Genomic DNA, 26,929 nt, shown 5'->3' with positions numbered 1-26,929 from the left:
ACTCGGATCACATCCCTGGTCTTGGAGAGGAACTCCATGTTCGAAAAAGTCCTCGTCGCCAATCGCGGAGAGATTGCTGTCCGTGCTTTCCGTGCCGCCGTCGAACTCGGCGCCTCGACGGTTGCGGTCTATCCTTTCGAGGATCGAAACTCCGCTCATCGCGCCAAGGCCTTCGAGGCGTACCAGATCGGTGACCCGGGAAACCCGGTCGGCGCTTACCTTTCGGTCGACGCTGTCATGGCTGCGGTACGTGAGTCGGGAGCCGACGCGGTGTATCCCGGATACGGATTCCTTTCGGAGAACCCGGCATTGGCAACGGCGTGCAAGGATGCCGGCATCACCTTCGTCGGTCCATCGGTCGAGGTCCTCGAGCTCACCGGTGACAAGTCCCGGGCGATCGCCGCAGCGAAAGCGGCCGGGTTGCCGGTCTTGGCTTCGTCGCCTCCGTCCGACGAGCCGGACGTGCTGATCGACGCGGCCCGGGCCATGACTTTCCCCCTGTTCGTCAAAGCGGTCGCCGGTGGCGGTGGACGTGGAATGCGCAGAGTGCCTGCGCCGGAGCAACTCCGAGACGCGATCGAGGCAGCCTCGCGTGAAGCGAAAGCCGCATTCGGTGACGGGACCGTGTTCCTCGAACAGGCGGTCATCGATCCCCGGCATATCGAGGTGCAAATCCTCGGCGATTCGAGTGGGGAAATCATCCATCTGTTCGAGCGGGACTGCTCACTGCAGCGACGTCACCAGAAGGTCGTCGAAGTGGCGCCCGCACCCGGTCTCGATCCCGAACTCCGGCAACAGATGTGTGCCGATGCGGTGGCCTTCGCTCGACACATCGGCTACACCTGCGCCGGCACTGTCGAGTTTCTGCTCGATCCGCACGGAAACTACGTCTTCATCGAGATGAATCCCAGAATCCAGGTGGAGCACACCGTCACCGAGGAGATCACCGACGTGGACCTGGTGACGTCGCAACTGCGGATCGCATTCGGAGACACCCTGGCCGATCTGGGTCTGAGCCAGGACGACATAGAAATCCGGGGGTCGGCGATTCAATGCCGGATCACCACGGAGGATCCAACCGACGGATTCCGTCCCGACACCGGTGAGATCACCGCCTACCGCACACCGGGAGGATCGGGTGTGCGATTGGACGGCAGCGTCGGAGTCGGATCGGAGATCAGCCCTCACTTCGACTCGATGCTCGTCAAGATCATCTGCAGAGCAGCAGATTTCGCGACGGCCTGTGCTCGCTCCCGGCGCGCGGTCACCGAGTTCCGGGTGCGAGGAGTCGCGACCAACATTTCGTTTCTGCAAGCGGTCCTGGAAGATCCGGACTTTCTCGCATGGAACGTCGACACGAACTTCATCGAGGGCCATCCACTTCTGTTGACGCAGAACGTCTCTGCAGACCGCGGCTCTCGTATTCTTCGGTATCTCGCAGACGTGACCGTCAACTGCCCGCACGGGGAACGTCCGTCGCCGGTGTACCCCGTCGACAAGCTTCCTCCCATCGACGCTCACACAGCCCCGCCTGCAGGCTCCCGCGATCGGCTCCGTGCACTCGGCCCGGCCGGCTTCGCAGCCGATCTTCGCTCGGCCTCCGCTCTTGCAGTGACCGATACGACGTTTCGGGACGCTCATCAATCGCTGCTGGCCACGCGGATACGCACCCGTGATCTGGTGGCCGTGGCACCCCACGTCGCGCGACTGACACCGCAGCTGTTGTCGGTGGAGGCGTGGGGTGGTGCAACGTACGATGTCGCGCTGCGCTTCCTGCACGAGAATCCGTGGGAACGGCTCGCGCTGTTGCGATCCGCGATGCCCAACATCTGTCTGCAGATGCTGCTGCGCGGCCGGAACACCGTGGGATACACGGCTTATCCGGACAGCGTGACGCATGCTTTCGTGGCGGAGGCGGCCGAGACCGGTATCGACATCTTCCGAATCTTCGATGCTCTGAACAATGTCGATCAGATGAGGCCCGCGATCGATGCGGTGCGTGATACCGGTGTCGCGGTGGCGGAGGTGGCAATGTCCTACACCGGTGACCTGGCCGATCCGGGCGAGAGCCTCTACACCCTCGACTACTATCTCCGGTTGGCCGAGGAGATCGTCGAGGCGGGAGCTCATGTTCTGGCCGTCAAGGACATGGCCGGCCTGCTGCGTCCGGCTGCGGCAGCCACCTTGGTCACCGCCTTGCGGTCACGGTTCGACCTCCCCGTGCACCTGCACACCCACGACACACCGGGCGGCCAGTTGGCTACCTATTACGCCGCGTGGCAAGCGGGAGTAGACGCTGTGGACGGCGCAAGCGCGGCGCTCGCCGGCACGACGAGCCAGCCGGCACTGTCGGCCATCGTGGCCGCAACCGAACACACCGATCGCGCAACCGGCCTCGATCTCGGCTCGGTATGCGACCTCGAACCGTACTGGGCTGCAGTGCGATCGGCGTATGCGCCCTTCGAATCCGGACTGCGGGCACCGACGGGACGGGTGTACACGCACGAGATCCCGGGTGGCCAACTCTCCAATCTCAGGCAGCAGGCGGCCGCATTGGGACTTGCGGAGCGCTTCGAGGACATCGAGGAGGCGTACGAAGGTGCAGACCGCATTCTGGGCCGGATCACCAAGGTCACACCGTCCTCGAAGGTCGTGGGGGACCTGGCGATGGCTCTGGTCGGTGCAGATGCCACCGCAGCGGAATTCGCTGCCGACCCGTCGAGCTACGACATTCCAGGATCGGTCGTCGACTTCTTCCGTGGTGATCTCGGCACGCCGGCCGGAGGTTGGCCCGAACCGCTGCGGAGTCGGGCGCTGAAGGGGAGGGCAGAGGCCTCCCCGCAGGTTTCGGTCGGTGCCGCGGATCGAGCGGCTCTGGCAACGTCGGGACGCGAGCGGCAAGAGACGTTGAACAGGTTGCTGTTCCCGGGGCCAGCTGCTGAGTTCGAGCGACACCGCGACAGCTACGGCGATACGTCGCAGCTGTCGACCAATCAGTATTTCTACGGGTTGCGACAGGGCGAAGAACATCGAGTCGTGCTCGAACCGGGGGTGGAATTGCTCATCGGATTGGAGGCGATCTCCGATCCCGACCCCTCGGGAAGTCGAAATGTGTTGTGCGTCCTCAACGGTCAACTGCGGCCGGTGCGTGTGCGTGATCGGAGCATCGAGAGCGCCTCACGGTCCGCCGAGAAGGCAGACCGCACCGATCCTGCTCATCTGTCCGCACCTTTCAGCGGCGTGGTGACGCTGTCGGTGAAAGAGGGTGACACCGTGGACAAGGGGGAGTCGGTCGGATCCATCGAAGCGATGAAGATGGAAGCGACGATCACCGCGACCACCGCAGGCGTTGTCACCCGAGTGCTGATCGGCGGCGGGGCACCGGTCGAGGGCGGTGACCTGTTGTTGGTGGTAGGGGCCTAGGGCCCTCAGGGACCCTGCACGAGGGCGGCCGCAACGGCCTCCACGTGCAGGGTGGTGCTTCCGAACAGGAGCTCGCTGGTCTTGGCCCGACGAAAGTACCTGTGCAATGGGTGTTCCCACGTGAAGCCGATGCCCCCGTGGATCTGGATTGACTCCTCGGCGGCGAACGTAGCGGCCCGCGAAGCGAGCACTCGCGCGGTGGCCGCAGCGACGGAGAACTCCGGGCCGCGTCGCGTGTCGGCTCCCGCGGCGTCGAGCACAGCGGCCTCGGCCAGTTCGATCGCGATCGACATGTCGGTCAGACGATGCTTGATCGCTTGGAACGACCCGATGGCCCGGCCGAATTGTCGCCGGGTCTTCGCATAGTCCACCGACATCTCCAGGCAGGCCCGCGCCGCGCCCACTTGCTCGGCGGCAAGTGCCGTGATCGCCACTGCTTGCGCTGTGTCGAGACCGGCCGACAGGTCTGTGCCGGTGATTCGGTGCGCGAGGGCACCGGAGAATTCGACGCGAGCAAGCCCTCGGGTGAAATCCAATGTTTCTCGGCGAGTTCGGATAACTCCCTCTGCGTGTGCGTCGATCGCAGCGAGGTGAGGTCCGTCCGATCCGTTCGCGACCACGAGCAACACATCGGCATCGGAGCCGTCGACGACGGACTCCTGGGCACCGTCGAGAACGACGGTGTCGGAATCCTGTACGCGCGCGGTGACGAGCGACGTGCCGAAGGGGAATCCCGTCACGAGCGCTGCAGTGGCGGAGCCATCGGCGATCGGCGGGAGGTACTGCGCGCAGGCAGCATCGGAACCGGCATGCAGCAGAGTGAGCCCGGCCAAGATCACCGACGAGAAGTACGGAGCACTTCCGAGAGATCGACCGAGTTCGGACATCACGACAACAGTGTCCTTCAGCGTGAAGCCCGCACCGCCGACGTGTTCGGGGAACGGAATCTCGGTCAAGCCCATCTCCAGAAGCGCAGGCCATACATCCCGTCCTGCGGCAGTTCTGGACAAGGACGCGCGCAGGCTACTGCCCAGGTCCTGCTGTTCTTCCGACAGTTCGAGTCTCATACGAGGCCTTCCCGTGGTTCACGCGGCAAGCCGAGTCCGCGTTCGCCGATGATGTTGCGCTGAATCTCGTCCGAGCCCCCGGCAATTCGGTAGCCGGGTGCGCCGAGAAGATGCTCGGTCCAGGCGAAGGTGTCGGGCACCCCGGTGTCGGCCAGGATGCTCGGCCCGAGGAACGACGCCGCGGCGTCGCCGATTCGCTTGAGGTTCTGAGTCCAGACCAGCTTGCCGATGGAACCCTCCACGCCCGGGACCGCCCCGGCCAACTCTCGCTCGGCGTACCGGGCTACCAGCAACGCCGCGGCTCGCTCGTAGATCGCCGCGTCGGCGAGCTGCTGGCGAACCAGTGGGTCGTCGGTTATGCCCAAAGTCTTTGCCAGCCGGACCAAGTCGGCACTGTTTCCCCCGGCGCTGACAATTCCTGCGCTCGAACTTCGCTCGAAGCCGAGCGTCGTGAGCGCGACAGTCCAGCCGTCCCCCTCGGCTCCGAGGCGCAGCGAGTCCGGCAATTCGACATCGGAGAAGAACACTTCGTTGAAGGTCGAGCCACCGGACATCTGGCGGATCGGCCTGATATCGACACCCGGGGTGTGCATCGGCACCATGAATGCCGTCATACCGCGGTGTTTCGGGACTGTCGTATCGGTGCGGGCGATGAGTAGACCCCATTCCGAGAACTGGGCTCCCGAGCTCCACACTTTCTGGCCGTTCACCCGCCAGCCACCCTCGGTTTTCGTTGCCTTGGTGGACAATCCGGCGAGGTCGGAACCGGCTCCGGGCTCCGAGAACAGCTGACAACACAGTTGTTCGGCCCGCAGAAAGGACGTGACGAACTGCTGCTTCTGCTCGTCCGTGCCCAGGGCATGAATTGTCGGGGCCACCAGTTCGACAGTGACAAGGACGCTTTCGTGCCGGTCCGGCGCTGCGAAGTCTCGCTCGAGCCCGACGAATGCGCGCTCGTGGCTTGCGGTCAACCCCGGACCGCCCCATTCCGGAGCCCACGTGATGGCTCCGAAGCCGGCGTCGACGCGCACCCCCTGCCAGCGTTTGGCTGCGTCGATGAGCTGCTGCTCCTCGACGTGGCTGCGATCGTGGAAGATGGCGTAATTCGAATCGGTCGATTCGTTGCTTCGCCGCGCCAGGTTTTCTTCGAGCCATGCCTCGGCCTTCTCGGTGAAGGCCCGAACGTCGATACCGCGATCATCCGGCGTCATGCCTTCTTGCCTCCTGCCATCTCGGCAATACGTGCCTCGACTGCAGACTTCGAGTCCGGGTGTTCGGACAGGCGCAGTGTGAACGTCTGTTCCAGCTCGTATCCGCGCTTGAGATCGAGGTCCTCGCAGCCGTTGAGCGACTTCTTCGCCAGGGTGAGTGCGTAGCGGCTCTTCGACGCAATGGATCGCGCACGTGTCATGGCCGTGGCCGGACAGTCGTCATGTGGGACGACCTCGATCGGTGCGCCCCACCTGCGCAGGGTTTCGGCGTCGACAGCTTCGGCGGTGAAGAACATCCGCCGCATGGCTTGCTGCGGCAGCATTCGGGCCGTGAACCGGCCGCCGCCGAGCACACCGACCCCCATTTCCGGCAGGCCGAAGGTCGCTCGCTCCGACGCGACCACCAGATCGCAGACCGAGGTCAATCCGAATCCGCTTCCGAGGCAGGGGCCGTTGACGGCCGCGATCACCGGGAGTGCGCAGTCCAGCACTCCGAAAATCGCTCGGCGCGCTTCCCGCATCTCGATCTCTCCGCCGATCGAATCCATGACCCGAAAGCTTCCGAGATCGTTTCCGGCGCAGAATATTCGGCCACGACCGGTCAGCACCACAGCGCGAATATCCTGGTTGTCCGACAGTGCCTCGAAGACCGTAGCGATCTCCCCGTACATCTGCGTGTCGATGGCGTTGACCTTGCCGCGGGCCAATTCGACCACTGCGATGCCGGGTTCCGGCTCGGTCACCGTGAGATGTTCGATTCCATCAGGATGGAGAGGCATTGGGATGTCCTATCTTTCGTGTGCTGCGGCAAAGGTCATCGCAGCCATCTGCGGCGGCACCGTGACGCGGTTCTGCGTCCAGTTGCGCAGCGCGAACTTCTGAATTTTTCCGCTTGCCGTCTTGGGCAGCGAATCTACGATGAACAGGCTTTCCGGAATTTTCTGCATGGCGATTCGGCGGTGCACGAGGAACTCACGCACCTCCTTGAGACTCAGGTCTCGGTGCTCGCGGGTGACGACGAATGCGCAACCACGTTCTCCCGTCACAGGATCGGGACCTGCCACCACGGCAATCTCGAGCACGTCGGGGTGTGCGCCGAGCTCGTTCTCCACGTCGTAGGCGCTGACTTTTTCACCCGACCGGTTGATGATGTCCTTGATTCGCCCCACCACATGGAGGGCACCGTTGGCGTCGAAGCGGCCGAGATCACCGGTACGGAAAAATCCGTCCTCGGTGAACGCCGCCGTATTGAGAGAGGCATCGAGGTAGCCGAGAAAGGTGTCCGGTCCACGCCATAGAATCTCGCCGACATCGCCGGTCTGCGCGAGTCCACCGTCGGCATCGGTCACCATCACCTCGGTCGACTCGATGGGGCGACCGTCGGATTTCATCCGCAGGGCAGGCGGGTCCCACCGGTCCGCTGTGGTGACCGACGGCCCCTCGGTGGCCCCGTACATCCGAACGACGGTGCCGAGGCGGGTGGTGGCCGCCGCGGTCAGAGCATCGGGGATGTCGGCTCCACCGCAGACTATGTACCGGATCGACGGGGTCGACGAGTCGGTCGCCTCGGCGGCATCGAGCAAGCCTCGAAGGAACGGCGTCGAGAAGATCATGAAGCTGCACCGTTCGTCGATCACTCGCTGCAACGCCGTCACCGGATCCCAGTCGGCCTGCAACACCACGGTTGCGCCCACTACGAACGGGAGAACCAGAGCGCAGTTGACTCCGGTGATGTGCGTGACCGGAGACGGATTGAAGACGACGTCGGTTTCGTTCAGTCCGAACCACCGCGCCATCGAAAGGTTTTCGTAGACCAGCGTGTTGTGGCTGTGCAGTACGCCTTTGGGGTCTGCGGTCGTCCCCGACGTGTAGAGCAACAAGCAGACGTCGTCGGGCGACGGAGAAGTCGCAGCATCGAGGTCGGCGACCATCGAGTCCGTGACCTCGCCGATCAGGTCGGTCCACCTCGTGCCAGGTCGGTCGTCCACGTAATCGCCAACGGTGACAATCGATTCGAGGTCCGGTAGTTCGGCGGAGAGATCGCTGTACATGTCGGTGACGTCGACCCCGTGCAACTCCGCGGGTACGAAGGCGATCCGCGCCCGCGACTGACCGAAGATGAATCGCAGCTCACGAAACCGGTAGATCGGCACGATCGGATTGGCGATGGCTCCGAGCTTCATCGCGGCATGGAATACGACGATTGCCTCGGTGCAGTTGGGGAGTTGGAATGCGATCACATCGTCGGAGGTGATTCCTCTGGCGTGCAAGGCAGCCGCCAGACGAGTCGCGTCACGGTCGATGTCGGCGAATGTCGCGCGCCGGTCGCCGTCCACCACTGCAGTGGCGTCGGGGTAGAGGCGAGCGGCACGCGAGAGGTAATGCCCGATCGGAAGATCTCTCCACAGCCCGCGTTCGCGATACGTCCGGGCGAGGTCGATGTCCGGCGGCCGAGTCGGCAACATGGTCGGCTCCTGCCCTAGTCCCTCAGTTTTCTGACAATCACTACAGTAACTAAGCTATCAAACTATGTATAGAGTTAGCCCGCATCACACCGAGAACAACGATGTCAGGTCATAGACATGACAGCTGAGGAGAGCACCGCTCCGCGGGTGCGGTCGCCCAAGGTCTCCGCGAGGATCGCCAACATCATCGCGGACCGGATCCTCGACGGGGGCGTCGTGGAGGGGGAGCGGTTGCCCACGGAAAAAGACATGATGGCCGAGCACGGTGTTGCTCGGACCACGGTCCGTGAAGCGCTGCGGTTGCTCGAAAGCCGTGATCTGGTCACCATCAAGTCGGGGATCGGCGGCGGCCCTGTGGTCAAGCGACCGAGGCTCGAATCGCTCGGCAACACCATGAAGCTGTTCCTGCAGTTGGACGGGGCCAACATCAGCGATGTCATAGATGCCCGTCTGATGCTCGAGCCCATCATCGCTCGCGAGGCCGCGACGAATGTGAGCGACGAGCAGATACAGCACATGCAGAGTGCTCTCGACCGAATGCGTGAGGACCCTGGTGATTACGGAAATTTCCAGGAGAACAATGCAGAGTTTCAGCGGGGGGTGTACGACGCGGCCGGAAATCCGGTCCTGAACATCCTGATGGAAACTCTCTGGTTGTTGGTACGTGACGCCGAACCGAACGAGCATCCTCTCGCGACGCGGCTTGCGGCTATCGAGATGCAGCAGGACGTTCTCGACGCGCTGAGCTTGCGCGATCCCGACGCTGCTGCGGCCACGATGAGCGCGTTCGTCGGCGAATCGGCGAAGTACTACCGCCGCCGCCTGCGGGCCATCATTTCCCGTCCGGTTCGGTGGCAGATGTAGATCTCGAGGTGGTGTCGGAGCGGATCTCGTCGCTGACTCCATCGAGCTGACGGTGTGAGTCGGCGCAGTGCTCGGTTTCCAGTGCTCACTCGATGTGCTCTCCGTCCAGTCGGCTTTCGACAGTGCCGCTGGACGCTCGGAGTGGACCGACGCCGGTGAAGAGAACCGACGCTCCTGCCGTCAGAAGCTCGGGAAGGCTGTTGTTCTCGTCGATCAGCCAATGCTCGTACGCCGAGATCGCCACCCCCAAGAGCATCCATCCGACAGTGCGCGGAAGATGGTCGCCGGGGTCGGAGTTCGTCCGTGCTGCCACGTATTCGGCGATGACCTGACGCCAGCCCTCGTACATCACCATCGAGTAGCTCTGCAGTGCTGGATTTCCCAGGATCAGTGCCATGCGCTGACGGTGTACGGCGGCTTCTTCCTCGGGAAATGTGTTGAACTGCAACAGGGCCGAGTGCAGTCCGTCCGCGAGTCCGACACTGCCGGGCAGGTCGTTCAGATGCGTCCTCAATGCCGTGAGTTGAGCGTCGAAATCGCCCCAGGGAACTGCGTTCTTGGACGGGAAGTAGCGAAAGAACGTGCGCCTCGCGATGCCCGCAGCATCGGCTATGTCGTCGACGCTGGTCTCCTCGAATCCCTTGGCGGCGAACAGTTCGATTCCGAGATCGCTCAGTTCGCCTCGCGTTGTGGACGGGCGCCTACCTGGCTGACTGGACGGTTTTGCGCTCCTGACCATTTTCTTCTTTCCATTCTCTGGTTTTCTGCACTCAGTGTCATTATGTTGGTGACCCAAGCCACTGTCGACTCCGATTGTGGTCCGAACAACCTCAGGAGGTTTCCGATGTCGAAGAACAACGAGAACGCTGTAGTCGATACGGCAGTCGTCGAATCCGATCTGGTCGAAGAGTCGTTGGTCGAGGAAGTATCCATCGACGGCATGTGCGGCGTGTACTGATCATGACCACTGCGGTGCGCGAGGACCTCGACGAGTTGGACCTGGATGTGCGGTGGATTCTGCATCCGCAGGTGGCGTTGCGGCCGGAGTCGTTCGGGGCGCTGCTCTACCACTTCGGAACTCGCAAGCTCTCGTTCCTGAAGAACCGCACGATCGTGGCGATCATCGAATCGCTGCCCGACCACCCGGATATGCGGTCGGCGATCGCGGCTGCGGGAATCACCGAGTCGCAGTCGGCACCGTACGTCACGGCACTCGCGACGCTGGCCCGCTCGAACATGATCACTCGCCCGTAAAGCCCTGACCTATCGCAGAAGAGGACTTCCGCCCATGACCTCCACCCTCGAAAGACCAGCTCCGGTAGGAAAACTGGTCGATCAATTCGAACTCGGACTCGACGCCCCCATCTGTCTGACGTGGGAGTTGACGTACGCCTGCAACCTTTCCTGCGTGCACTGCCTGTCCTCGTCGGGTCGCCGTGACCCGCGCGAACTCAGTACCGAGCAGTGCAAGTCGATCATCGACGAGCTGCAGAAGATGCAGGTGTTCTACGTCAACATCGGTGGCGGTGAGCCGACGGTGCGGTCGGACTTCTGGGAGCTCGTCGACTATGCGACTGCGCATCAGGTGGGGGTGAAGTTCTCCACCAACGGGGTCAAGATCGACAAGAAGGTCGCGGCGCGTTTGGCTGCGTCGGATTACGTGGATGTGCAGATCTCCATCGACGGCGCGACGGCAGAGGTCAACGACGCGGTCCGCGGGCCGGGCTCGTTCGACATGGCCTGCCGTGCGTTGGAGAATCTGAAAGAGGCGGGCTTCCGGGACGCGAAGATCTCGGTGGTCGTCACCCGGCACAACGTTTCTCAGCTCGACGACTTCAAGGCCTTGGCCGACAAATACGCTGCAACACTGCGCATCACGCGGCTTCGGCCGTCGGGACGTGGCGCGGATGTCTGGGACGATCTGCATCCGACGGCGGGGCAGCAGCGAGAGCTCTACAACTGGCTCGTCGCGAACGGTGAGGGAGTGTTGACCGGTGATTCGTTCTTCCACCTGTCGGCGTTCGGTGATGCTCTGCCCGGACTCAACCTGTGCGGTGCCGGGCGTGTGGTGTGTCTGATCGACCCGATCGGCGACGTGTACGCATGCCCGTTCGCCATCCACGAGAACTTCCTCGCCGGCAACATCGTGCGAGACGCCAAAGACGGCATGGGCGGGTTCCAAACCGTCTGGCAGACTTCGGAATTGTTCCAGGAGTTGAGGTCTCCGCAGACCTCGGGTGCGTGCACCAAGTGTGCTCATTTCGATGCGTGCCGCGGTGGCTGCATGGCGGCGAAATTCTTCACGGGCCTGCCCATGGACGGTCCTGATCCCGAATGCGTCATCGGTAACGGCGAAATGGCGTTGGCGGCGGCGGGGGAGATCCCCAAGTCCAGCGTCGATCATTCCCGTACCGGGCAGCGCAAGACCCCACGAAAGTCGGTGCCGCTGACGCTGATGATGCGTCCCCCGGCGAAGATCTGCGACGAGAACCCGCTCGCAGGAATGGAACAGGACCACTGATGGCCAAGAGTGCGTGGTTCGAGACCGTTGCCGAAGCGCAGCGACGAGCGAAGAAACGTCTACCGAAGTCCGTGTACGCCGCACTCGTGGCGGGGTCCGAACGCGGGTTGACGATCGACGACAACATGGCAGCATTCGGCGAACTGGGGTTCGCCCCGCACGTTGCCGGTCTGTCCGACAAGCGGGACTTGTCGACGACGGTGATGGGGCAACCCCTGTCGTTCCCGGTGATGATCTCCCCGACGGGTGTCCAGGCGGTGCATCCCGACGGTGAGGTCGCCGTCGCGAGAGCTGCTGCAGCGCGGGGCATTGCGATCGGATTGTCCTCGTTCGCCAGCAAGTCCGTCGAGGAGGTCGCTGCGGCGAATCCGCAGACGTTCTTCCAGATGTACTGGGTGGGCTCGCGCGAGATCCTGCTGCAGCGGATGGAGCGGGCACGCGCCGCGGGAGCCGTCGGATTGATCATGACCCTGGACTGGTCGTTCTCCAACGGCCGCGATTGGGGCAGCCCGTCGATTCCGGAGAAGATGGACCTCAAGGCAATGGTGCAATTCGCTCCCGAGGGCATCATGCGACCGAAGTGGTTGTGGGAGTTCGCCAAGACCGGCAAGATTCCCGACCTGACGACGCCGAATCTGACGCCACCCACCGGTGGTCCTGCGCCGACGTTCTTCGGAGCGTACGGCGAATGGATGGGCACCCCGTTGCCGACGTGGGAGGACGTGGCGTGGCTGCGTGAGCAATGGGGTGGGCCGTTCATGCTCAAGGGAGTGATGCGGGTCGACGACGCCAAACGAGCCGTCGACGCGGGCGTGACCGCTATTTCCGTCTCCAATCACGGCGGCAACAATCTCGACGGCACCCCGGCTCCGATCCGGGCGTTGCCTGCGATCGCCGAAGCCGTGGGCGATCAGATCGAGATCACCCTCGACGGCGGAATCCGACGGGGCAGCGACGTGGTGAAAGCACTCGCACTCGGTGCGCGTGCGGTGCTCATCGGCCGGGCGTACCTGTGGGGTCTGTCGGCCGGCGGTCAGGCAGGCGTGGAGAACGTCCTCGACATTCTGCGCGGCGGAGTCGATTCCGCCGTCCTCGGGCTCGGACACACCTCGGTACACGATCTCTCGCCGTCGGATGTGGTGATGCCGCCCGGGTTCGACCGGAAGCTCGGCGTCTGAGCACCAGCGTGTGGTTCGAGACCGTTGCCGAAGCGCAGCGGCGAGCACGGAAGCGCCTCCCGACGTCGGTGTACTCGGCGCTGGTAGCAGGTTCCGAACGTGGTCTGACCGCGGCGGACAACACCGCCGCGTTCGCCCAACTCGGGTTCGCCCCACACGTGGCAGGATTGTCGGACACCCGAGAGTTGTCGACGACACTGATGGGGCAACCGCTGGCGTTCCCGGCGATGATCTCCCCGACGGGTGTGCAGGCGTTACACCCGGACGGTGAGGTCGCCGTCGCCAGAGCTGCTGCGGCGCGGGGGATTTCGATGGGGTTGTCGTTGTTCGCGAGCAAACCGATCGAAGAGGTCGTGGCCGCGAACCCGCAGACGTTCTTTCAGCTGCACTGGGCCGGTTCACGAGAGTTGTTGCAGCACATGCTTCAGCGTGCACGTGATGCAGGCGCGGTCGGGCTGATTCTGACAATGGACTGGTCGTTCTCGGAGGGCCGTGACTGGGGTAGCCCGGTGATTCCCGAACGCCTCGATCCGAGGGCGATGATCCGGTTCGCGCCGCAAGCGCTGTGTCGGCCACGGTGGCTGACGCAGTGGGCGCGGTCGGGCGTATTCCCTGATCTGACTGCTCCGAACCTCGCGCCGCCCGGTGGGCGTGCGCCGACGTTCTTCGCTGCGTATCGAGAGTGGAAGGCGACCCCGCTGCCCACGTGGGATGACATCGCGTGGTTGCGCGAGCAGTGGGACGGGCCGTTCATGCTCAAGGGTATCTCGCGAGTCGACGACGCACTGCGGGCCGTGGACGCAGGCGTCACCGCGGTTTCGGTGTCCAATCACGGTGGTAACAATCTCGACGGTTCCCCGGCGTCGATCCGGGTGCTGCCGTCCATCGCCGAGGCGGTGGACGATCAGGTCGAGATCACCCTCGACGGTGGTGTGCGTCGGGGAAGTGACGTGGCGAAGGCACTCGCGCTCGGTGCGCGGGCAGTGCTGATCGGACGCGCATACCTGTGGGGTCTAGCGGCTGATGGTCAGGCCGGCGTGGAGAACGTGCTCGACATCCTGCGCGGCGGCCTGGACTCTGCGGTCCTCGGTCTCGGCCACGCGTCGGTCCACGAACTGTCACCGTCGGATGTCCTCGTGCCGCCTGACTTCACGCCGTCGAATCAGCTCCCCGGTCTGGGATAACCGACGCCGATCGGAGTCCGGGATCCAGAACCGAGGAGCCGATTCGACGCGGCCGGCCGCCATGGAAAGGCGAATCGACAGTCACCATTCGGACAGGTGAGTGTGGCCGTCCTGTAGTGCGCGAGCGAACAGGGCGGCCTTCGTCGGCGCGTTGCGTCCCACCGCCGCGTATTTCTGCCGGATGCGGGTGATGTGGGTGTTGATCGTGCCCACCGAGATGTAGACGGACCGAGCTGCGACCGTTTTCGAGTCGGAGGCGAACCAGGCGAGCATGACCTCGATCTCGCGGGCGCTCAACGCAGGCTTGCGGTGGCGAGCTTCGAGCGGTGTCGGGACTGCACCGGGTCCCCGCTGTGCCGGCCTCCGGAACGGGTGATGCACTGCCGATGCCAGCGTTTGTTCGAGCACGAGAATTTCCCCCCTGGAGTGTCCACTTGCCCCGACCACACCGTCCATCGTCGACTGGACTTCGTCGCAGATCCAGCTGAACGGGCATGTCCGTACAAGGTCAATACGGACGGCCACGGACTCCGTACGAGCGTCATTCAAACGCATCAATTTGCTGTTCGTGCAGCTCAGCGTGACGCGCGAGTGCCTCTATCGAGGTTTTCCCGGTTCTATAGTTCTCGCTCATGACCATCGACCGTCCGGATCCTTCGTCGATCACGGACCGCACGGAATTCGCGGCAGCATTGCGTGCGATCCGGACCGAGGCGGGTGCCACGGTCCGGGAGATCGTCGAGCGTTCCGGTGGCTTGCACGGCACCATCGGTGGCTGGTTCTCCGGACATCACGTCCCGACCAAAGCCAGCGCCGAGATGTTCGCCGCCGTACTGATCGCATGCGGCGTCGCCGACGAGGACGAGCGCGCCCTGTGGTGGGACGCGGTGTCGAGGGTGCGGTCGATCCCGGGCAGGCGGACCGTCGATCCGGTGAAGGGCGACCCTCCGTACAAGGGTCTCGAGGCGTTCGAGCCGGCCGATGCGGAGTGGTTCTTCGGCCGTGACGACGTGATCGAGCGTCTGAGCACGCGCGTCCGGGAAGCCCTCGGCTCCGGTGGAGGCATCGTCTTCGTCGTCGGTGCTTCGGGCTCCGGCAAGTCCTCGCTCCTGCGTGCCGGGCTGGCATCGAGATTCCCCGGTTCGGAAGTCCATTCCGGCGTCGGCGATATTCGTGCCTTCCCCGAGCGAGCCGAATCCTCTGCGCCGGGATCGGTTCTCGTCCTCGATCAGGCCGAGGAGTTGTGGACACTGGCGACACCGGTCGAGCGCGAGAACTTTCTGCGTGCGGCAGCGGCGTTGCCGAGCGCGGGGTCGGTTCTCGTGGTCGGACTGCGGGCGGATTTCTACCAGAACGCCGTGTCCGAGGACGCGCTGCTCGCCGGCCTGTCCGACAACCCGGTGGTTGTCGGGCGTCTCACCGAGTCACAACTGCGGGAGGTCATCGTGTCGCCTGCCGCGAAGGCGAGTCTCTCCGTCGAGGCCGCCCTCGTGCAGGTCTTGGTCGGCGAATTGGGTCCACGCGGATCGCAGTTCGCCCACGACTCCGGCGCTTTGCCGCTGCTGTCCCATGCCCTGCTCACCACGTGGCAGGTGTCGAGCGGCAGAACGTTGACTGTCTCGGACTATCTCGCAACCGGCGGGATCGGCGGTGCCGTGGGGCAGAGCGCCGAAGAAGTGTTCTCGGCCTTGACCGCCGAACAGCAGCGCGAGACACGGCGCATCTTCATGCGGTTGATCAATCTCGACGACGAGGTCGTCACTCGTCGCCGAGTCGATCGTGTGGAGCTGTTCAACGGAGACGAGAACGCGGACGCGGTCACCGACGTCGACATCGTCGTCGAACGGTTTGCCGCACGCAGACTGCTGACCGTCGGAGAAGAGACCGTCCAGATCACCCACGAGGCGTTGCTGACGGCGTGGCAGCGGCTGCGCGAGTGGCTCGACGACGATCGTCAGTGGCTCGTCGAGCACCGTCGGCTCACCCAGGCCGCAGAACTGTGGGAGAACAACGATCGCGACGACGGTTCGTTGCTGCCGGAATCGAGGTTGGCGCTGGTGCAGGAATCTCTCGGTCCGGTACGTCGGCGAGATCTCAACTCGGTCGAGAGACGGTATCTCGACGCGAGTGCGAACCGAATCGAGCAACAGAACCGCAGCGACCGACGTCGGCGACGCACCCTCGAAACGCTCGTCACTGCACTCGCGCTTCTGACCGTACTGGCTGTGACACTGGCAGTGACCGCGTTCGTTGCTCGGTCGGACGCGAACAACCGACGGGTCGAGGCCGAGCGCGCGGAGGCAGAGGCTGTCTCACGTCAGATCGCCGGTGTCGCACAGCAATTGAGGAGTCAAGATCCCGGGCTGGCGGCTTATTTCGCGTTGGCGTCGTACGAGGTGGACCGCACGACGGAGGCGCGGTCGTCGCTACTCGATTCATCTGCGATCCACACTCCTGTGCGGCTGCTCGGAGTGGAGGGTCAGGCGGTGACCGCGGTCGACCCGCGCGGAAACATCGTGGCGACAGCCGGTTCCGACGGACACGTGCGGATGTGGTCGCTCGCAGACGGGCACGCGAAGCTCGGTGAAATCGTCTCGCGTGACCCACCGGTGCTGGCGTTCCATCCGCAGGGTGGAATGCTCGCTGTGGGAGGGTTCCGCGGCGTCGAACTGTGGGATGTCGTAGACCCGGCGGTACCGATAATGTTGTCGCGCACAGACACAACCGGCGTTCGTAGTCTGTCGTTTTCTCCTGACGGTCGGTTACTGCTCGTCGGCACCCAGGACGAGTCGTTGCCTCTTCTCGATGTCTCCGAGCCGGCCCGGCCCCGCATGCTGGGTGAGATTGCTCAACCTGGTTCGCCGACAGCGACCGAGTTCAGTCCTGACGGCCGCTTCCTCGTGACGGTCGGTGCCGGGCGCGCGATGCGGGTGTGGGACGCGCAACGACTTCCCGGTTCGACTGCACCACAGACTGTTCCACTGCTCGGACTTCCCTCGGACGGCTCCACCTATACCGCACAGCAGCTGGCCTTTTCTCCTGACGGAGCGACGTTGATCGCGGGGACCACCGGGCAGGAGGTTCTGCGGTGGGCCGTCGATGCAGCCGGCCGGCTCACCCCATTGCCTCCATTGACCGGCTTCACCAGCTACGTCAACGATGTGGCGTTCAGCAGCGACGGGACTCGGATTGCTGCGGCGAGTTCGGACAATTCCTCGCGGGTGTGGGACGCGGCCTCGGGCACGCTGAATCTGACGCTTCCCGGTCCGATCCAGGTGAGTTCGCTGGCATTTTCACCCGATGGCTTGTCGATCGTGACTGCGAGTGGTGATGGCGTCACCCGAATCTGGCCGATTCTCGGACCGGCGCTACCCGATGCCGGTGACACCGTCTGGCAGACCCCCACCGACGAGTCCGGTACCCGATTGCTCGCAGGTGCCGGTCGCCGTGCTCCCGGCTCGATCCTCTGGGACGTCTCCGATGTGGAGCATCCGGTGGCGTCGCCGCCGTTGGTGATCGAGGACGGCGCCGAGCAGACCGGTGCGGTGGCCCTCACGGCCGACGGCACCCTGGCTGCTGTCGGCACGACCACAGGGGGGTTCCGACTCTGGGACACCAGCGATCTCGCCGATCCGGTCGCTCTCGGTGGCATTCGGCAGGCAAGCGCCAGTTTGACTGCGGCGATGGCGTTCGACCGGTCGGGAACCCTGCTTGTTGTGGCCGGCCAGAGCTCGAACGACGTGTCGCTGTGGTCGTTGACGGATCCTTCTGCTCCGCGCGCGTTGTCCACCCTGGACGCGGGAAACTATCCGGCGGGACTGGCGCTGTCTCCGGACGGGAAAGTACTTGCCATCGCCAGTGTCGGTGGCGTGGTCGAGCTGTGGGACATCGGCGATCCTACCGATCCGGACCGAACGGGCACACTCGGAGGTTTCGGGAGTGCCGTCCAGGCCGTGGTCATCTCACCGGACGGGCGGACTCTGGCCGCGGGAAGTGCGGATCGCTCGATTCGACTGTGGGACATGGAGAATTCATCCGCACCACAGCATCGGAGTCGCATCGTGGGGCCGTCCAGTCCGATCTACTCGCTCAGATTCGATCGGTCCGGCACCCGCTTGGCCGCGGGTGACGGGGGATCGACGCTCTGGGTGTGGACTGTGGCGAACCGTTCCGCACCGGAGCAGTACGCAGCCCTCACCGCGTACGGCCAGCGTGTCTACGATGCGGTCTTCGTCGGCGACGGTGGGGTGCTGTACGGCGGTGGTACTGCCCGCGACCTCCGCATGTGGCGGACCGAGCCGGACGAGGTCCGCAGTCGCCTGTGCGAATCCGGGGGCTCGGTGGTCACCGAAGCCGAATGGGCCCGCTATCTGCCAGGGGTGCCGTATCGGCAGTTGTGCGAGACCTGATCGACCGCGGAGCCAGGGCTAAGGATCAGGGATCGGTCGGCTGAAACCCTCCAGCATCCCGGTGTAGCGCTTGGGCGGCGGAGCGGCGAATTCGCCCCTCTTTCCGGTACCCAGTCCCAGCGAGATCAGTGACTGCACGAACAGTGTTCCCGCGGCGACGCCGTCGACCACCGGTACGCCGATCTCGGCCGAAATGTGTTGGCACAGATCGGCCATCCCCGCACATCCGAGGACCACGGCATCGCTACCGTCCGTGTCCACGGCGATGCGGCACGCCTCGGTGACGATCTTGCGGGCGTCGGGGTCCGTCTCGAGATCGAGGACCGGCAGGTCGCACGCGTGGATACCGAGGCAGTGGCGTCCGAAGCCGTAGTGGTTCGCCAGATCCTGGGCACGCCCGACGGTGCGTCCGAGTGTGGTGACGACGCTGAATCCTCGGCCCAGGAAGCTCGCGGCGTGCATGGCCGCCTCGGCGATACCGATGACCGGCCCGGCCGCGAGCTCGCGAGCCGCGTCCATGCCGGGATCGCCGAAGCAGGCGATGACGTAGCCGTCGACCCCTGCGGCCTCGCCGCTGGCGATCTCGGCGAGAATTCCTGGGACGCTGAGGGCTTCGTCGACATGGCTCTCGATCGAGACGGGCCCCATCGAGGGGCTGACCGCGTCGACGACCGTGCCCGGGCCGACCACGGCCCGGGCACAGTCACCGATCGTTGCGGTCATCGAACTGGTGGTGTTCGGATTGATGACCTTGATGAGCACGGAAGAGATCCTATGCTTTCGCTGGAACGTCGAAGTTGGTGACAGCCAGCTTGGTTCGCGTCGCAAGGAAGTAGTACGAGGCGAATCCGATGCCGCAGCCGATGAACCAGCTGTACTTCGACGCCGTGGACATACCGGCGATCTCCAGGCCGTCGACGGCTCCGTTGAACAGCACGGTGAACATCGCCACCGCTGCGCCCGCGACGGTCGCGTACACCGCCGCCGGGTTGTAGCCCTTCGAGTACCAGTACAGGCCGGTCTTGGACATCGAGAAGAGTTCGTCGACCGCCACGTGCTGCTTACGGATCAGGTAGTAGTCGGCGATCAGGATTCCGAACAGAGGCCCGATGAACGCGCCGAGGGTCTCGAGCGTCAGGTGGATGACCTCGGGATTGTTGTACAGGTTCCACGGGGTGATCAATACCGAACCGACTGCGGCGATCATGCCACCGGCGCGCCAGCTGATGCGTTGCGGGCTGACGTTGGAGAAGTCGAACGCCGGAGCGATGAAGTTGGCGACGATGTTGATGCCGACCGTCGCAATGGCGAAGGTGAGGGCACCGAGGACGATGGCGAAGGTGCTGTCGATACGGGCGACCGTCTCGACAGGGTCGGTGATCAGCTCGCCGAACACCGGCAGAGTCAGCGAGGCGGTGACGACAACGAGGATGGAGAACACCAGGAAGTTGACCGGCAGACCGAGGAAGTTGCCCTTCTTGACGGCAGCGTAGGACTTTCCGTACCGAGAGAAGTCACCGAAGTTGAGCATCGGGCCGGAGAAGTACGAGACGACGAGCGCAATGGCTCCCAGCATGACGGGAACGGCGCTGAAGCCGGTGTACTCGACATCGCCGAGGGTGAGATCGATTGCGCCCCAGCCGGCTTTCCAGATCAGGTAGCCGCACAGCATGAACATGACGACGTAGACGGCAGGGCCGCAGAAGTCGATGAACTTGCGGATCGACTCCATCCCGCGCCAGAACACCGCAGCCTGGACAACCCAGAGGAACAGGAAGCTCGCCCAACCGAGCAGCGACAGTCCGGCGAAACCGTAGTCCGCGGTGACGGCGTACGGAGCCAGAGACGGGAACAGCTTGATCAGCACGATGTCGAGGGCAGCCGATGCCAAGAATGTCTGGATGCCGTACCAGGCCACCGCGATCAGGCCACGGATGATCGCCGGGATGTTGGCACCGAGCACTCCGAACACGCTACGACAGATGACCGGATACGGAACCCCCGTCACCTGGCTCGGCTTGGCGACCAGATTGCAGAAGAAGTAGACGATCGTGATGCCGACGAGCAACGCGATCAGCACCTGCCAACTGGCCAGCCCGAGCGCGAACAGGCTGCCCGCCGTCACGTAACCGCCGACCGAGTGCACGTCCGACATCCAGAAGGCGAAGAGGTTGTACGAAGTCCACGTCTGCTTCTTCAGCGGAGCGAGATCCTCGTTGGTCAGCCGTGGGTCATAGGTGTCCTTGATCAGTCCACCACCGACGGGGTGGCCCGCGGCTTCCACGAGATCTCCCGTTTGAGCGGGACCGTGCGCTGTATCTGTCATCGATGCTCCTGACGGCATGGCGTATGAGACGAACGAAGGAGGTGAACGAGCGAATGAGGAAAAGTTAGCGGCGAAGTGTTGCGCACTCGTGACGAGAGCGATATATCTTTGCCGGTCGTTCCTGTGGCCCTATTCCGACGACGGATCGGCGAACAACCCATGATCGTTCGACAGCGTCGAAATGACCGAATTGAGACGCGTGTGGTGATGCTGCGCGGCGCGCAGCAAGCCCGCGGAATCGCCGGCCAGAAATGCCGCGAGCATTTCGGCGTGATCGCTGTGCAGCGACGCCCTGTCCGACCCGGCGACATGCACCATGGGTTGCACGGGTTCGGTGATGTTCCAGGCGGATTCGAGCATGTGCAGCAATCGTTGCATGCGGGACGGACGGGTCAGGGACAGGTGGAACTCACGCGAGAGGCGGTGGTATTCTCGCGAGTCGTCCTGGGCCAGCGAGGCCTCGAGTTGACGATTGATCTCGACGATATGGGCCCGGTCGGCCTCGGTGGCGAGCCCGACTGCGGACGGTAGTGCAGCCGTCTCCAATACCTCTCGCACAATGTACATTTCGCGAAGTTCGGCTGCGGTCAACTGCGCAACCGTGTAGCCCAGATTCGGTCGATGATCGACCAGTCCCTCGCCGATGAGTGTCTTGAGGGATTCGCGCACCGGAATTCTGCTCACCCCGAAGAGTTCCGCTACTTCATTGAGTGGAATCGGCGTATTCGGCGGCGCATCGCCGGCCAGAATGACTCGGCGTAACTCTTGCAGAATTGTCGGTTGCGGGCCGCCGGGTGCCGATATCGACAATTGCGAGAGCAATACGGATCGGCGACGGGGTGGCACGAATCGAAGATTATCGTCGCAGTGTTTCGGCGGCGTGACGTCCTCGTTCCATCCGATAGCATCTGCACTCATGGCCACGGACCCCCTCGGTACGCAGTACTGGCCGGACCTGGACGGGTCTCGCACCCTGGTGGTGCCGGTCGGCTCGATCGAGCAGCACGGTCCGCACCTCCCGCTCGATACCGACACTCGTATCGCAACCGCCGTGGCGCACACCATCGAGGATGCTCTCGTGGCCCCCGCGATCGCGTACGGAGCCAGTGGCGAGCACGAGGGATTTCCTGGCACCGTCTCGATCGGGGCCGTAGCGCTCGAATCGGTTCTGGTGGAGTACGGACGTTCTGCATGCCGCTGGGCCGAGCGAGTGGTGTTCGTCAACGGACACGGAGGCAACGGCCCCACCGTGCGCTCTGCCGTACTGCTGCTGCGCTACGAGGGCCGCGACGTCGTGTGGTTTCCGTGCGCGATACCGGGAGCAGATGCTCACGCCGGGCGCACCGAAACGTCGTTGCTGCTGCACCTTTCGCCCGAGGTGGTGAACATGAGCAAGGCCGAGGTGGGCAATGTCGCCGACATCGCCGACCTGTTGCCTGCGCTTCGCGTCGACGGCATGGCACCGATCACTGCGAACGGGGTGCTCGGTGATCCCACCGGGGCCGATCCGGAGGAGGGGCGTCGGATGTTCGAGCAGCTCTGCACCCGCGCCGGCGACGCTGTGCAGAGATGGAGTCCCTCCGAGCACGGAGTGATCACATGAACGAGCTCGATGGAATGCCTGCTGAGGGGCCGTCCGACGATTCCGGAAAAACGGGGCATGGGTATGTTCCGTCCGATTTCACGGGTGGCCGACACTTCGGCGTCTCGTCCGCTTACGATCTCCTGATGGGTGAAGGTCGGTTGCCTGACGGCTTCGGGGTGCGAGTCGATCCACGCGTACGCACATTCTCCGAAGGACGAGTCCTGATCGGTGGTTCACCGACACGCATGCTCAAGCTCGCACCGACGGCAGCGGCGATGATCGGTGACGGTTTCATCGAAGTGACCGACTCGCAGTCCGCTCTCGTCGCTCGCAAACTGCTCGACTCGGGTGTCGGGAACCCGCGCCCGATGTCGATTCCGTCGCCGAGCGACGTCACCGTGGTCGTACCGCTCAAGAACAACGAGGCCGGGTTGGAGCGCTTGATCGCAGCACTCCACGGTCTGCACGTCATCATCGTCGACGACGGGTCGGACGTTCCGGTCGCAGTGCCGCGGGTCTCGTGGAGTGTGGGCAGCGTGACGGTGCTCCGACACGAGCACTCGCGCGGACCCGCTGCGGCGCGAAACACGGGATTGCGATGTGCAACAACTGATTTCGTGGCTTTCCTGGACTCGGACGTGGTTCCGCGCAAGGGATGGCTCGAGGTGATGCTGGGGCACTTCTCGGATCCGGCCGTGGCGCTGGTGGCACCCCGAATCGTCGCGCTGGAGCCCGAGGGCAGCGCCCTGGCCAGGTACGAACACGCGCGCTCGTCCCTCGACCTCGGTCGCAGGGAAGCAGCGGTACGCGCAGGCAGCTCGGTCTCCTACGTGCCCAGTGCGGCAATGCTGATTCGTCGGTCGGTGGCGATGGACTGCGAGGGATTCGACGAGTCGATGCACGTGGCCGAGGACGTGGACCTGTGCTGGCGATTGCAGGAAGCGGGTTGGCGACTGCGCTACGAACCCGTCGCTCACGTCGCGCACGAGCATCGCGTCACCTTCGTCGAGTGGTTCGCACGCAAGCTGTTCTACGGGACCGGTGCCACACCGTTGTCGGCACGTCATCCGGGAATGGTGCCGCCCATCGCGATGTCGCCGTGGACGTTGGTCGCGTGTCTGCTCGCCGCGAGTCTGACGAGGATCGGACTCGTCGGTGCCGCCGCCACACTCGGTGTCACGATCGTTCGCCTGCGCAAGATGTTCGTCGGTCTGGATCAGCCCACGCGAATCGCGGCCATTCTCGCTGCCGAGGGTTTCGTGGCGGGGTTGTGGCAGTTGGCGTCGGCCCTGTGTCGACACTATTGGCCGATCACCCTGCTCGCCGTGCTGCTGTCGAGTCGTATTCGTAGAATAGCGCTGGGATTGGCTGTTGCAGAGGCGTTTTCGGATTGGTACAAGCATCGGGAACTCGGCGGTCTCGACCCGGTTCGGTACGCGTTCTACAAACGTGCCGATGATGTTGCGTACGGCGCAGGCCTGTGGCGCGGTGCACTGTCCGCGCGCAGCATCGACGCGCTCAAGCCCCGCCTGGACGGCTGACGCGGTGCGAGCCGGGCCCGCCCCGCAGACGGTGTGATCGGAATCGAGCACGCGGACGTCATCGTCGTGGGAGGCGGCTCCTGTGGCTGCGTCGTTGCGTCGAGGCTCAGTGAGAATCCGGATCGGTCGGTGCTGTTGCTCGAAACCGGGCCTGCGTTCTCCGGCGTCGCCGATGTTCCGGCGGCTTTGCTCGACGCGTCGACGCTTCCCATCGGCCCGGGGAGCGAATGGGTGGGGACCTACACGGCCGAACTCGCGGCGGATGTGTCTCGGACGATCGCGCGAGGCCGGGTGCTGGGGGGCTCCGGCGCGGTGAACGGCGGATACTTCGTCCGCGCCACGCCGGGCGACTTCGACGCGTGGCCGCAGTCGGTGTGGTCCTTCGATCAGGTGTTGCCGTTCTACATCGGCTCCGAAACCGATCTCGATGTCGGGGCGACCGGTCGGTGGCACGGTTCCCACGGACCGATGCCGGTCTCGCGCACTCCCGCGCAGGACCGACATCCCGTGACGGCGGCATTCGTGCAGGCCGCTACGAACGCGGGCTTTCTGTTCCACGAGGACCTGAACGCTCCCGACGCGGCCGTGGGGGGAGTGGGCGTCGTGCCCTCGAATATTCGCGACGGGGTCCGCGTAAGTGCTGCTCTGGCATATCTGTTGCCGGTTGTCAGAAGGAAGAACCTTCGGGTACAGGGGAATACGACGGTCGCGTCGTTGATATTCAAGGGAAGCAAGGTGATCGGGGTCGAGATCATCGCCGACGGTGTACGCAGTGTCGTCGAGTCCGACACCGTTGTCGTCTCGTCCGGCGCGGTGCAGACGCCCGCCCTGCTGCTTCGATCCGGCATAGGACCGGCGGAAAGTTCTGCTGCGCTGGGTGTTTCGGTCATCGCCGACAGTCCGGGAGTCGGCCAGGGTTTCAGTGACCATCCCGAGGTTGCCGTTCCCGTCGTCACGACGAACGAATTCCCGACGGCATCTCGTGCTCTGGAAGCGGTGCTGCATGCGGGCGACGTGGAGATCAGGCCGTACACCGGGAGATTCGACCGACTCATTTCCGGGCTCCCCGCAGGTCCGCACGTGTTCGGTGTCGGCCTCATGCGCTCGACGGCACGAGGGAGCATCGCGCTGCGCAGTACGGATCCGTTCGAGGCTCCGGACGTGCGCTACCGCTATCTCGAATCGGAGGGTGATCGGCAGGCGATGCGAGGTGGCGTCGCACTGGCGCGAGATCTGATCGCATCGCCGTCCATGCCGTGCGTCGAGGTCCCTGCGGTCGACGACCCTCTCGCTGCACTGGGCACGTCGTTGCACCTGTCCGGTAGCGCCAGGATGGGACCCGAGTCGGATCCGGGGTCGGTGCTCGACGATCACTGCCGCGTGCGCGGAGTGGATGGAGTCTTCGTGATCGATACTTCGGCGTTCCCGATGGTGCCCAGCCGCGGGCCGCATGCGACGGCGATCATGTTCGCCGAACGCGCCGCTGCGTTGATGGGATGAGGAGCCGGCGGAACGACCGGTGACTGTTGCAGACCACGGTGGGGGTGTGTAGGCGTAGCGTTCGTGGTCTGGGGACCGTTCAGGTTCCCCGATAGATGGGTTACTGCCATGTCGGACAAATCGCCCCGCAACACGATGACCAAGAAATCCGGCAAATCACTCAAGGACAAGCGCGCAGACAAGCGGGCCAAATCGAGTGGTGACACCAGCAACGACATCATCACCACGGCCGTCAAGAAGAAGTAGGCACTCGGGGTCGGCGCAACCGGCCACGGCCGCGCGCGTCGGCCACGGCTGTATCCTTGCGTGTGAGCTGGGTTACAACGATGTGGACAGGTCACGGAGGAAGCGTCGAATGGCAAGCCGATCGGACAGTGGTGGCAACCCCTGGGTCGCAGTGCGCCCCGGCGAGGACGTCGCTGTGCTCGCGCGCCAGATGTCCAGTGCCCATCAATCTTTCGTCGACGATGTTCGCACCCATGGGTCGGCCGTCCGGTCGGTCGTTCTCGATTCGTGGATGCGCAGCCGAACCAAGGGTGTCGACCCGGACGGTGGCAACGACACTCCTGCGCTGACCGGTGCGGACCTCGAGCGCTACCGCAACGGACACCCGATGGCCATCATCCGTCCGGTGATTCGGAAGCTTCTGGTCGAGGACGCGTCCGACACCGGTTTGCTCGTTGCGATTTCCGATGCCGAGGGACGCCTGCTGTGGGTCGAGGGTGATTCTGCGGCCAAGGACCGAGCACTCGCGATGGACTTCGCCGAGGGGGTCGATTGGAGCGAGGAGAGCAAAGGTACCAACGCCCCGGGCACTGCGCTCGCGGTCGATCACAGCGTGCAGATCTTCGCATCCGAGCACTTCTCGCGGTCGGTGCACGAGTGGAGCTGCTCGGCGGCACCGGTGCACCACCCCACCAGTGGTCACATCCTGGGAGCCATCGATATCACCGGTGGCCCGCGGGTAGCGGTGCCCGAGGTGCTCTCGTTGGTGCGCGCAACGGTCGCCGCTGCTGAATCCGAGCTGCGCCTGCATCTGATGAACTCGCCGAAATCATTGGGCGACACAGCTCCCCGGCTCGAGGTCCTGGGTTCGGGACGGCCGGGAGTGGTGCGCGGATCCGGCCGGATACCGCTTTCGCAGCGGCACGCCGAAATTCTGCTTCTGCTCGGTGAGCATCCCGAAGGCCTGAGCTCCGACCACCTCGCCGTGCTGCTCGACGAGCAGGAACTCGACTCGGTCACCATTCGCGCCGAGATGTCGAGGCTGCGCAAGGCCTTCGGTACTGCAGGCCTGGCATCGCGGCCCTACCGGCTGGTCGGCGAGTTGTCCTCCGACGTCGGCGATATCCGACGAGCCCTGGATCGAGGCGACGTCGACGCTGCTCTGCGCATCTACTCGGGCCCGGTGCTTCCCGGGTCGTCCGCGCCGGGAATCGAGGAGATCCGCGAGGAACTGCGGTCTCGGATGCAGGCCGCATTGCTCCGACTCGGAGATCCGGTGCTGCTGGCTCAGTGGACCTCGTCCATCCACGGTCGCACGGACGTCATCGCATGGGAGGCGTACCGGGCCACGCTCAGCCGCGACTCCGCGCTCTACGGGCAGGTCAGTGCGCGTATCGACCTTCTCGACCGCGATCTCGGCATCTGAGGAA

Annotated in this window: 22 protein-coding genes; 13 read left to right on the top strand and 9 right to left on the bottom strand. The window is 64.3% G+C overall.

The genetic code is table 11. The annotated features are described in order from the left end of the window. The first annotated feature begins 36 nt into the window (after window positions 1–36). Window positions 37–3,423: a pyruvate carboxylase gene (locus CH291_RS01285; RefSeq protein WP_094686521.1), complete on the top strand. Its 3,387-nt coding sequence runs from the start codon at window positions 37–39 to the stop codon at window positions 3,421–3,423. 5 nt (window positions 3,424–3,428) lie between these two features. On the opposite strand, the gene CH291_RS01280 is transcribed toward CH291_RS01285, so the two are convergent. The 4 genes from CH291_RS01280 to CH291_RS01265 are packed head-to-tail and all read right to left on the bottom strand — an operon-like array spanning window position 3,429 to window position 8,166. After that, window positions 3,429–4,490, bottom strand: coding sequence for an acyl-CoA dehydrogenase family protein (locus tag CH291_RS01280; protein WP_094686520.1), 1,062 nt, complete (start codon window positions 4,488–4,490; stop codon window positions 3,429–3,431). Next, window positions 4,487–5,701: an acyl-CoA dehydrogenase family protein gene (locus CH291_RS01275; RefSeq protein ID WP_094669171.1), complete on the bottom strand. Its 1,215-nt coding sequence runs from the start codon at window positions 5,699–5,701 to the stop codon at window positions 4,487–4,489. The genes CH291_RS01280 and CH291_RS01275 overlap by 4 nt, the downstream gene beginning before the upstream one ends. Continuing rightward, window positions 5,698–6,444: an enoyl-CoA hydratase-related protein gene (locus tag CH291_RS01270; RefSeq protein ID WP_231893954.1), complete on the bottom strand. Its 747-nt coding sequence runs from the start codon at window positions 6,442–6,444 to the stop codon at window positions 5,698–5,700. Before CH291_RS01270 ends, CH291_RS01275 begins: the two co-directional genes overlap by 4 nt. Before the next feature lie 45 nt (window positions 6,445–6,489). Then, on the bottom strand, window positions 6,490–8,166 hold the full coding sequence (locus CH291_RS01265; RefSeq protein ID WP_094686518.1) for an AMP-binding protein: 1,677 nt from the start codon (window positions 8,164–8,166) through the stop codon (window positions 6,490–6,492). 117 nt (window positions 8,167–8,283) lie between these two features. Here CH291_RS01265 and CH291_RS01260 point away from each other — a divergent pair, with 117 nt between their 5' ends. Then, window positions 8,284–9,030: a FadR/GntR family transcriptional regulator gene (locus CH291_RS01260; protein WP_068051527.1), complete on the top strand. Its 747-nt coding sequence runs from the start codon at window positions 8,284–8,286 to the stop codon at window positions 9,028–9,030. A gap of 85 nt (window positions 9,031–9,115) precedes the next feature. On the opposite strand, the gene mftR is transcribed toward CH291_RS01260, so the two are convergent. Next, a complete protein-coding gene (gene mftR, locus CH291_RS01255; protein WP_094686517.1) occupies window positions 9,116–9,769 on the bottom strand; it encodes a mycofactocin system transcriptional regulator in 654 nt (217 codons plus the stop codon). Between the two features lie 105 nt (window positions 9,770–9,874). On the opposite strand from mftR, the gene mftA reads away from it, so the two are divergent. The 5 genes from mftA to mftD (CH291_RS01230) are packed head-to-tail and all read left to right on the top strand — an operon-like array spanning window position 9,875 to window position 13,913. Beyond that, the gene (gene mftA / locus CH291_RS01250) at window positions 9,875–9,988 is read left to right on the top strand and encodes a mycofactocin precursor MftA (RefSeq protein ID WP_094639111.1); all 114 of its coding nucleotides are present in this window, start codon (window positions 9,875–9,877) and stop codon (window positions 9,986–9,988) included. A gap of 2 nt (window positions 9,989–9,990) precedes the next feature. Beyond that, complete coding sequence (mftB, locus tag CH291_RS01245) at window positions 9,991–10,284, top strand: mycofactocin biosynthesis chaperone MftB (protein WP_068051521.1); 294 nt, start codon at window positions 9,991–9,993, stop codon at window positions 10,282–10,284. Between the two features lie 34 nt (window positions 10,285–10,318). Continuing rightward, window positions 10,319–11,551 carry a mycofactocin radical SAM maturase gene (mftC, locus tag CH291_RS01240; protein WP_094686516.1) on the top strand — a complete coding sequence of 411 codons (1,233 nt, stop codon included), beginning with the start codon at window positions 10,319–10,321 and terminating at the stop codon, window positions 11,549–11,551. After that, window positions 11,551–12,729 carry a pre-mycofactocin synthase MftD gene (gene mftD / locus CH291_RS01235; protein ID WP_068051503.1) on the top strand — a complete coding sequence of 393 codons (1,179 nt, stop codon included), beginning with the start codon at window positions 11,551–11,553 and terminating at the stop codon, window positions 12,727–12,729. Before mftC ends, mftD (CH291_RS01235) begins: the two co-directional genes overlap by 1 nt. Beyond that, the gene (mftD, locus tag CH291_RS01230) at window positions 12,726–13,913 is read left to right on the top strand and encodes a pre-mycofactocin synthase MftD (RefSeq protein WP_094686577.1); all 1,188 of its coding nucleotides are present in this window, start codon (window positions 12,726–12,728) and stop codon (window positions 13,911–13,913) included. The genes mftD (CH291_RS01235) and mftD (CH291_RS01230) overlap by 4 nt, the downstream gene beginning before the upstream one ends. A gap of 81 nt (window positions 13,914–13,994) precedes the next feature. On the opposite strand, the gene CH291_RS27060 is transcribed toward mftD (CH291_RS01230), so the two are convergent. Beyond that, window positions 13,995–14,321 (bottom strand): LuxR C-terminal-related transcriptional regulator, encoded by a 327-nt coding sequence (locus tag CH291_RS27060; protein ID WP_231893953.1) that lies wholly within the window; start codon window positions 14,319–14,321, stop codon window positions 13,995–13,997. A 224-nt stretch (window positions 14,322–14,545) separates the two neighbouring features. Here CH291_RS27060 and CH291_RS01220 point away from each other — a divergent pair, with 224 nt between their 5' ends. Next, the gene (locus CH291_RS01220) at window positions 14,546–18,322 is read left to right on the top strand and encodes an NACHT and WD repeat domain-containing protein (protein WP_094686515.1); all 3,777 of its coding nucleotides are present in this window, start codon (window positions 14,546–14,548) and stop codon (window positions 18,320–18,322) included. Window positions 18,323–18,340: 18 nt separating this feature from the next. Here the strand turns inward: CH291_RS01220 and CH291_RS01215 are convergent, their stop codons facing one another. The 3 genes from CH291_RS01215 to CH291_RS01205 form a co-directional block, all read right to left on the bottom strand. Further along, window positions 18,341–19,084, bottom strand: a complete 744-nt coding sequence (locus tag CH291_RS01215; protein WP_094686514.1) for an aspartate/glutamate racemase family protein — start codon at window positions 19,082–19,084, stop codon at window positions 18,341–18,343. Between the two features lie 10 nt (window positions 19,085–19,094). After that, on the bottom strand, window positions 19,095–20,648 hold the full coding sequence (locus CH291_RS01210; RefSeq protein ID WP_068051515.1) for an NCS1 family nucleobase:cation symporter-1: 1,554 nt from the start codon (window positions 20,646–20,648) through the stop codon (window positions 19,095–19,097). A 129-nt stretch (window positions 20,649–20,777) separates the two neighbouring features. Continuing rightward, window positions 20,778–21,494, bottom strand: a complete 717-nt coding sequence (locus CH291_RS01205) for a GntR family transcriptional regulator (RefSeq protein WP_068051513.1) — start codon at window positions 21,492–21,494, stop codon at window positions 20,778–20,780. A gap of 70 nt (window positions 21,495–21,564) precedes the next feature. Between CH291_RS01205 and mftE the strand changes: the two genes are divergently transcribed. From mftE to CH291_RS01185, 5 genes are all read left to right on the top strand, one after another. Continuing rightward, on the top strand, window positions 21,565–22,251 hold the full coding sequence (gene mftE / locus CH291_RS01200; RefSeq protein ID WP_068051498.1) for a mycofactocin biosynthesis peptidyl-dipeptidase MftE: 687 nt from the start codon (window positions 21,565–21,567) through the stop codon (window positions 22,249–22,251). Between the two features lie 125 nt (window positions 22,252–22,376). Continuing rightward, window positions 22,377–23,774, top strand: a complete 1,398-nt coding sequence (mftF, locus tag CH291_RS01195; protein WP_094639178.1) for a mycofactocin biosynthesis glycosyltransferase MftF — start codon at window positions 22,377–22,379, stop codon at window positions 23,772–23,774. Between the two features lie 33 nt (window positions 23,775–23,807). Then, a complete protein-coding gene (gene mftG / locus CH291_RS01190) occupies window positions 23,808–25,274 on the top strand; it encodes a mycofactocin dehydrogenase MftG (RefSeq protein ID WP_373455101.1) in 1,467 nt (488 codons plus the stop codon). 108 nt (window positions 25,275–25,382) lie between these two features. Continuing rightward, window positions 25,383–25,520, top strand: coding sequence for a hypothetical protein (locus tag CH291_RS26645; protein ID WP_176460347.1), 138 nt, complete (start codon window positions 25,383–25,385; stop codon window positions 25,518–25,520). Window positions 25,521–25,629: 109 nt separating this feature from the next. Beyond that, window positions 25,630–26,925, top strand: a complete 1,296-nt coding sequence (locus tag CH291_RS01185; RefSeq protein WP_068051494.1) for a transcriptional regulator — start codon at window positions 25,630–25,632, stop codon at window positions 26,923–26,925. Window positions 26,926–26,929: the final 4 nt, after the last annotated feature.

It is taken from the genome of Rhodococcus sp. 14-1411-2a, from assembly GCF_002259485.1.
GTDB lineage: Bacteria > Actinomycetota > Actinomycetes > Mycobacteriales > Mycobacteriaceae > Rhodococcoides.
This window is presented reverse-complemented; position numbering and strand designations above follow the sequence as displayed.

Bases quoted from the DNA above. Each gene is read 5' to 3' on its own strand.
- CH291_RS01285 (WP_094686521.1), top strand. From the start codon at position 37: ATGTTCGAAAAAGTCCTCGTCGCCAATCGCGGAGAGATTGCTGTCCGT.
- CH291_RS01280 (WP_094686520.1), bottom strand. From the start codon at position 4,490: ATGAGACTCGAACTGTCGGAAGAACAGCAGGACCTGGGCAGTAGCCTG.
- CH291_RS01275 (WP_094669171.1), bottom strand. From the start codon at position 5,701: ATGACGCCGGATGATCGCGGTATCGACGTTCGGGCCTTCACCGAGAAG.
- CH291_RS01265 (WP_094686518.1), bottom strand. From the start codon at position 8,166: ATGTTGCCGACTCGGCCGCCGGACATCGACCTCGCCCGGACGTATCGC.
- CH291_RS01260 (WP_068051527.1), top strand. From the start codon at position 8,284: ATGACAGCTGAGGAGAGCACCGCTCCGCGGGTGCGGTCGCCCAAGGTC.
- mftR (WP_094686517.1), bottom strand. From the start codon at position 9,769: ATGGTCAGGAGCGCAAAACCGTCCAGTCAGCCAGGTAGGCGCCCGTCC.
- mftA (WP_094639111.1), top strand. From the start codon at position 9,875: ATGTCGAAGAACAACGAGAACGCTGTAGTCGATACGGCAGTCGTCGAA.
- mftB (WP_068051521.1), top strand. From the start codon at position 9,991: ATGACCACTGCGGTGCGCGAGGACCTCGACGAGTTGGACCTGGATGTG.
- mftC (WP_094686516.1), top strand. From the start codon at position 10,319: ATGACCTCCACCCTCGAAAGACCAGCTCCGGTAGGAAAACTGGTCGAT.
- mftD (WP_068051503.1), top strand. From the start codon at position 11,551: ATGGCCAAGAGTGCGTGGTTCGAGACCGTTGCCGAAGCGCAGCGACGA.
- CH291_RS01220 (WP_094686515.1), top strand. From the start codon at position 14,546: ATGACCATCGACCGTCCGGATCCTTCGTCGATCACGGACCGCACGGAA.
- CH291_RS01210 (WP_068051515.1), bottom strand. From the start codon at position 20,648: ATGACAGATACAGCGCACGGTCCCGCTCAAACGGGAGATCTCGTGGAA.
- mftE (WP_068051498.1), top strand. From the start codon at position 21,565: ATGGCCACGGACCCCCTCGGTACGCAGTACTGGCCGGACCTGGACGGG.
- mftF (WP_094639178.1), top strand. From the start codon at position 22,377: ATGGGTGAAGGTCGGTTGCCTGACGGCTTCGGGGTGCGAGTCGATCCA.
- CH291_RS26645 (WP_176460347.1), top strand. From the start codon at position 25,383: ATGTCGGACAAATCGCCCCGCAACACGATGACCAAGAAATCCGGCAAA.
- CH291_RS01185 (WP_068051494.1), top strand. From the start codon at position 25,630: ATGGCAAGCCGATCGGACAGTGGTGGCAACCCCTGGGTCGCAGTGCGC.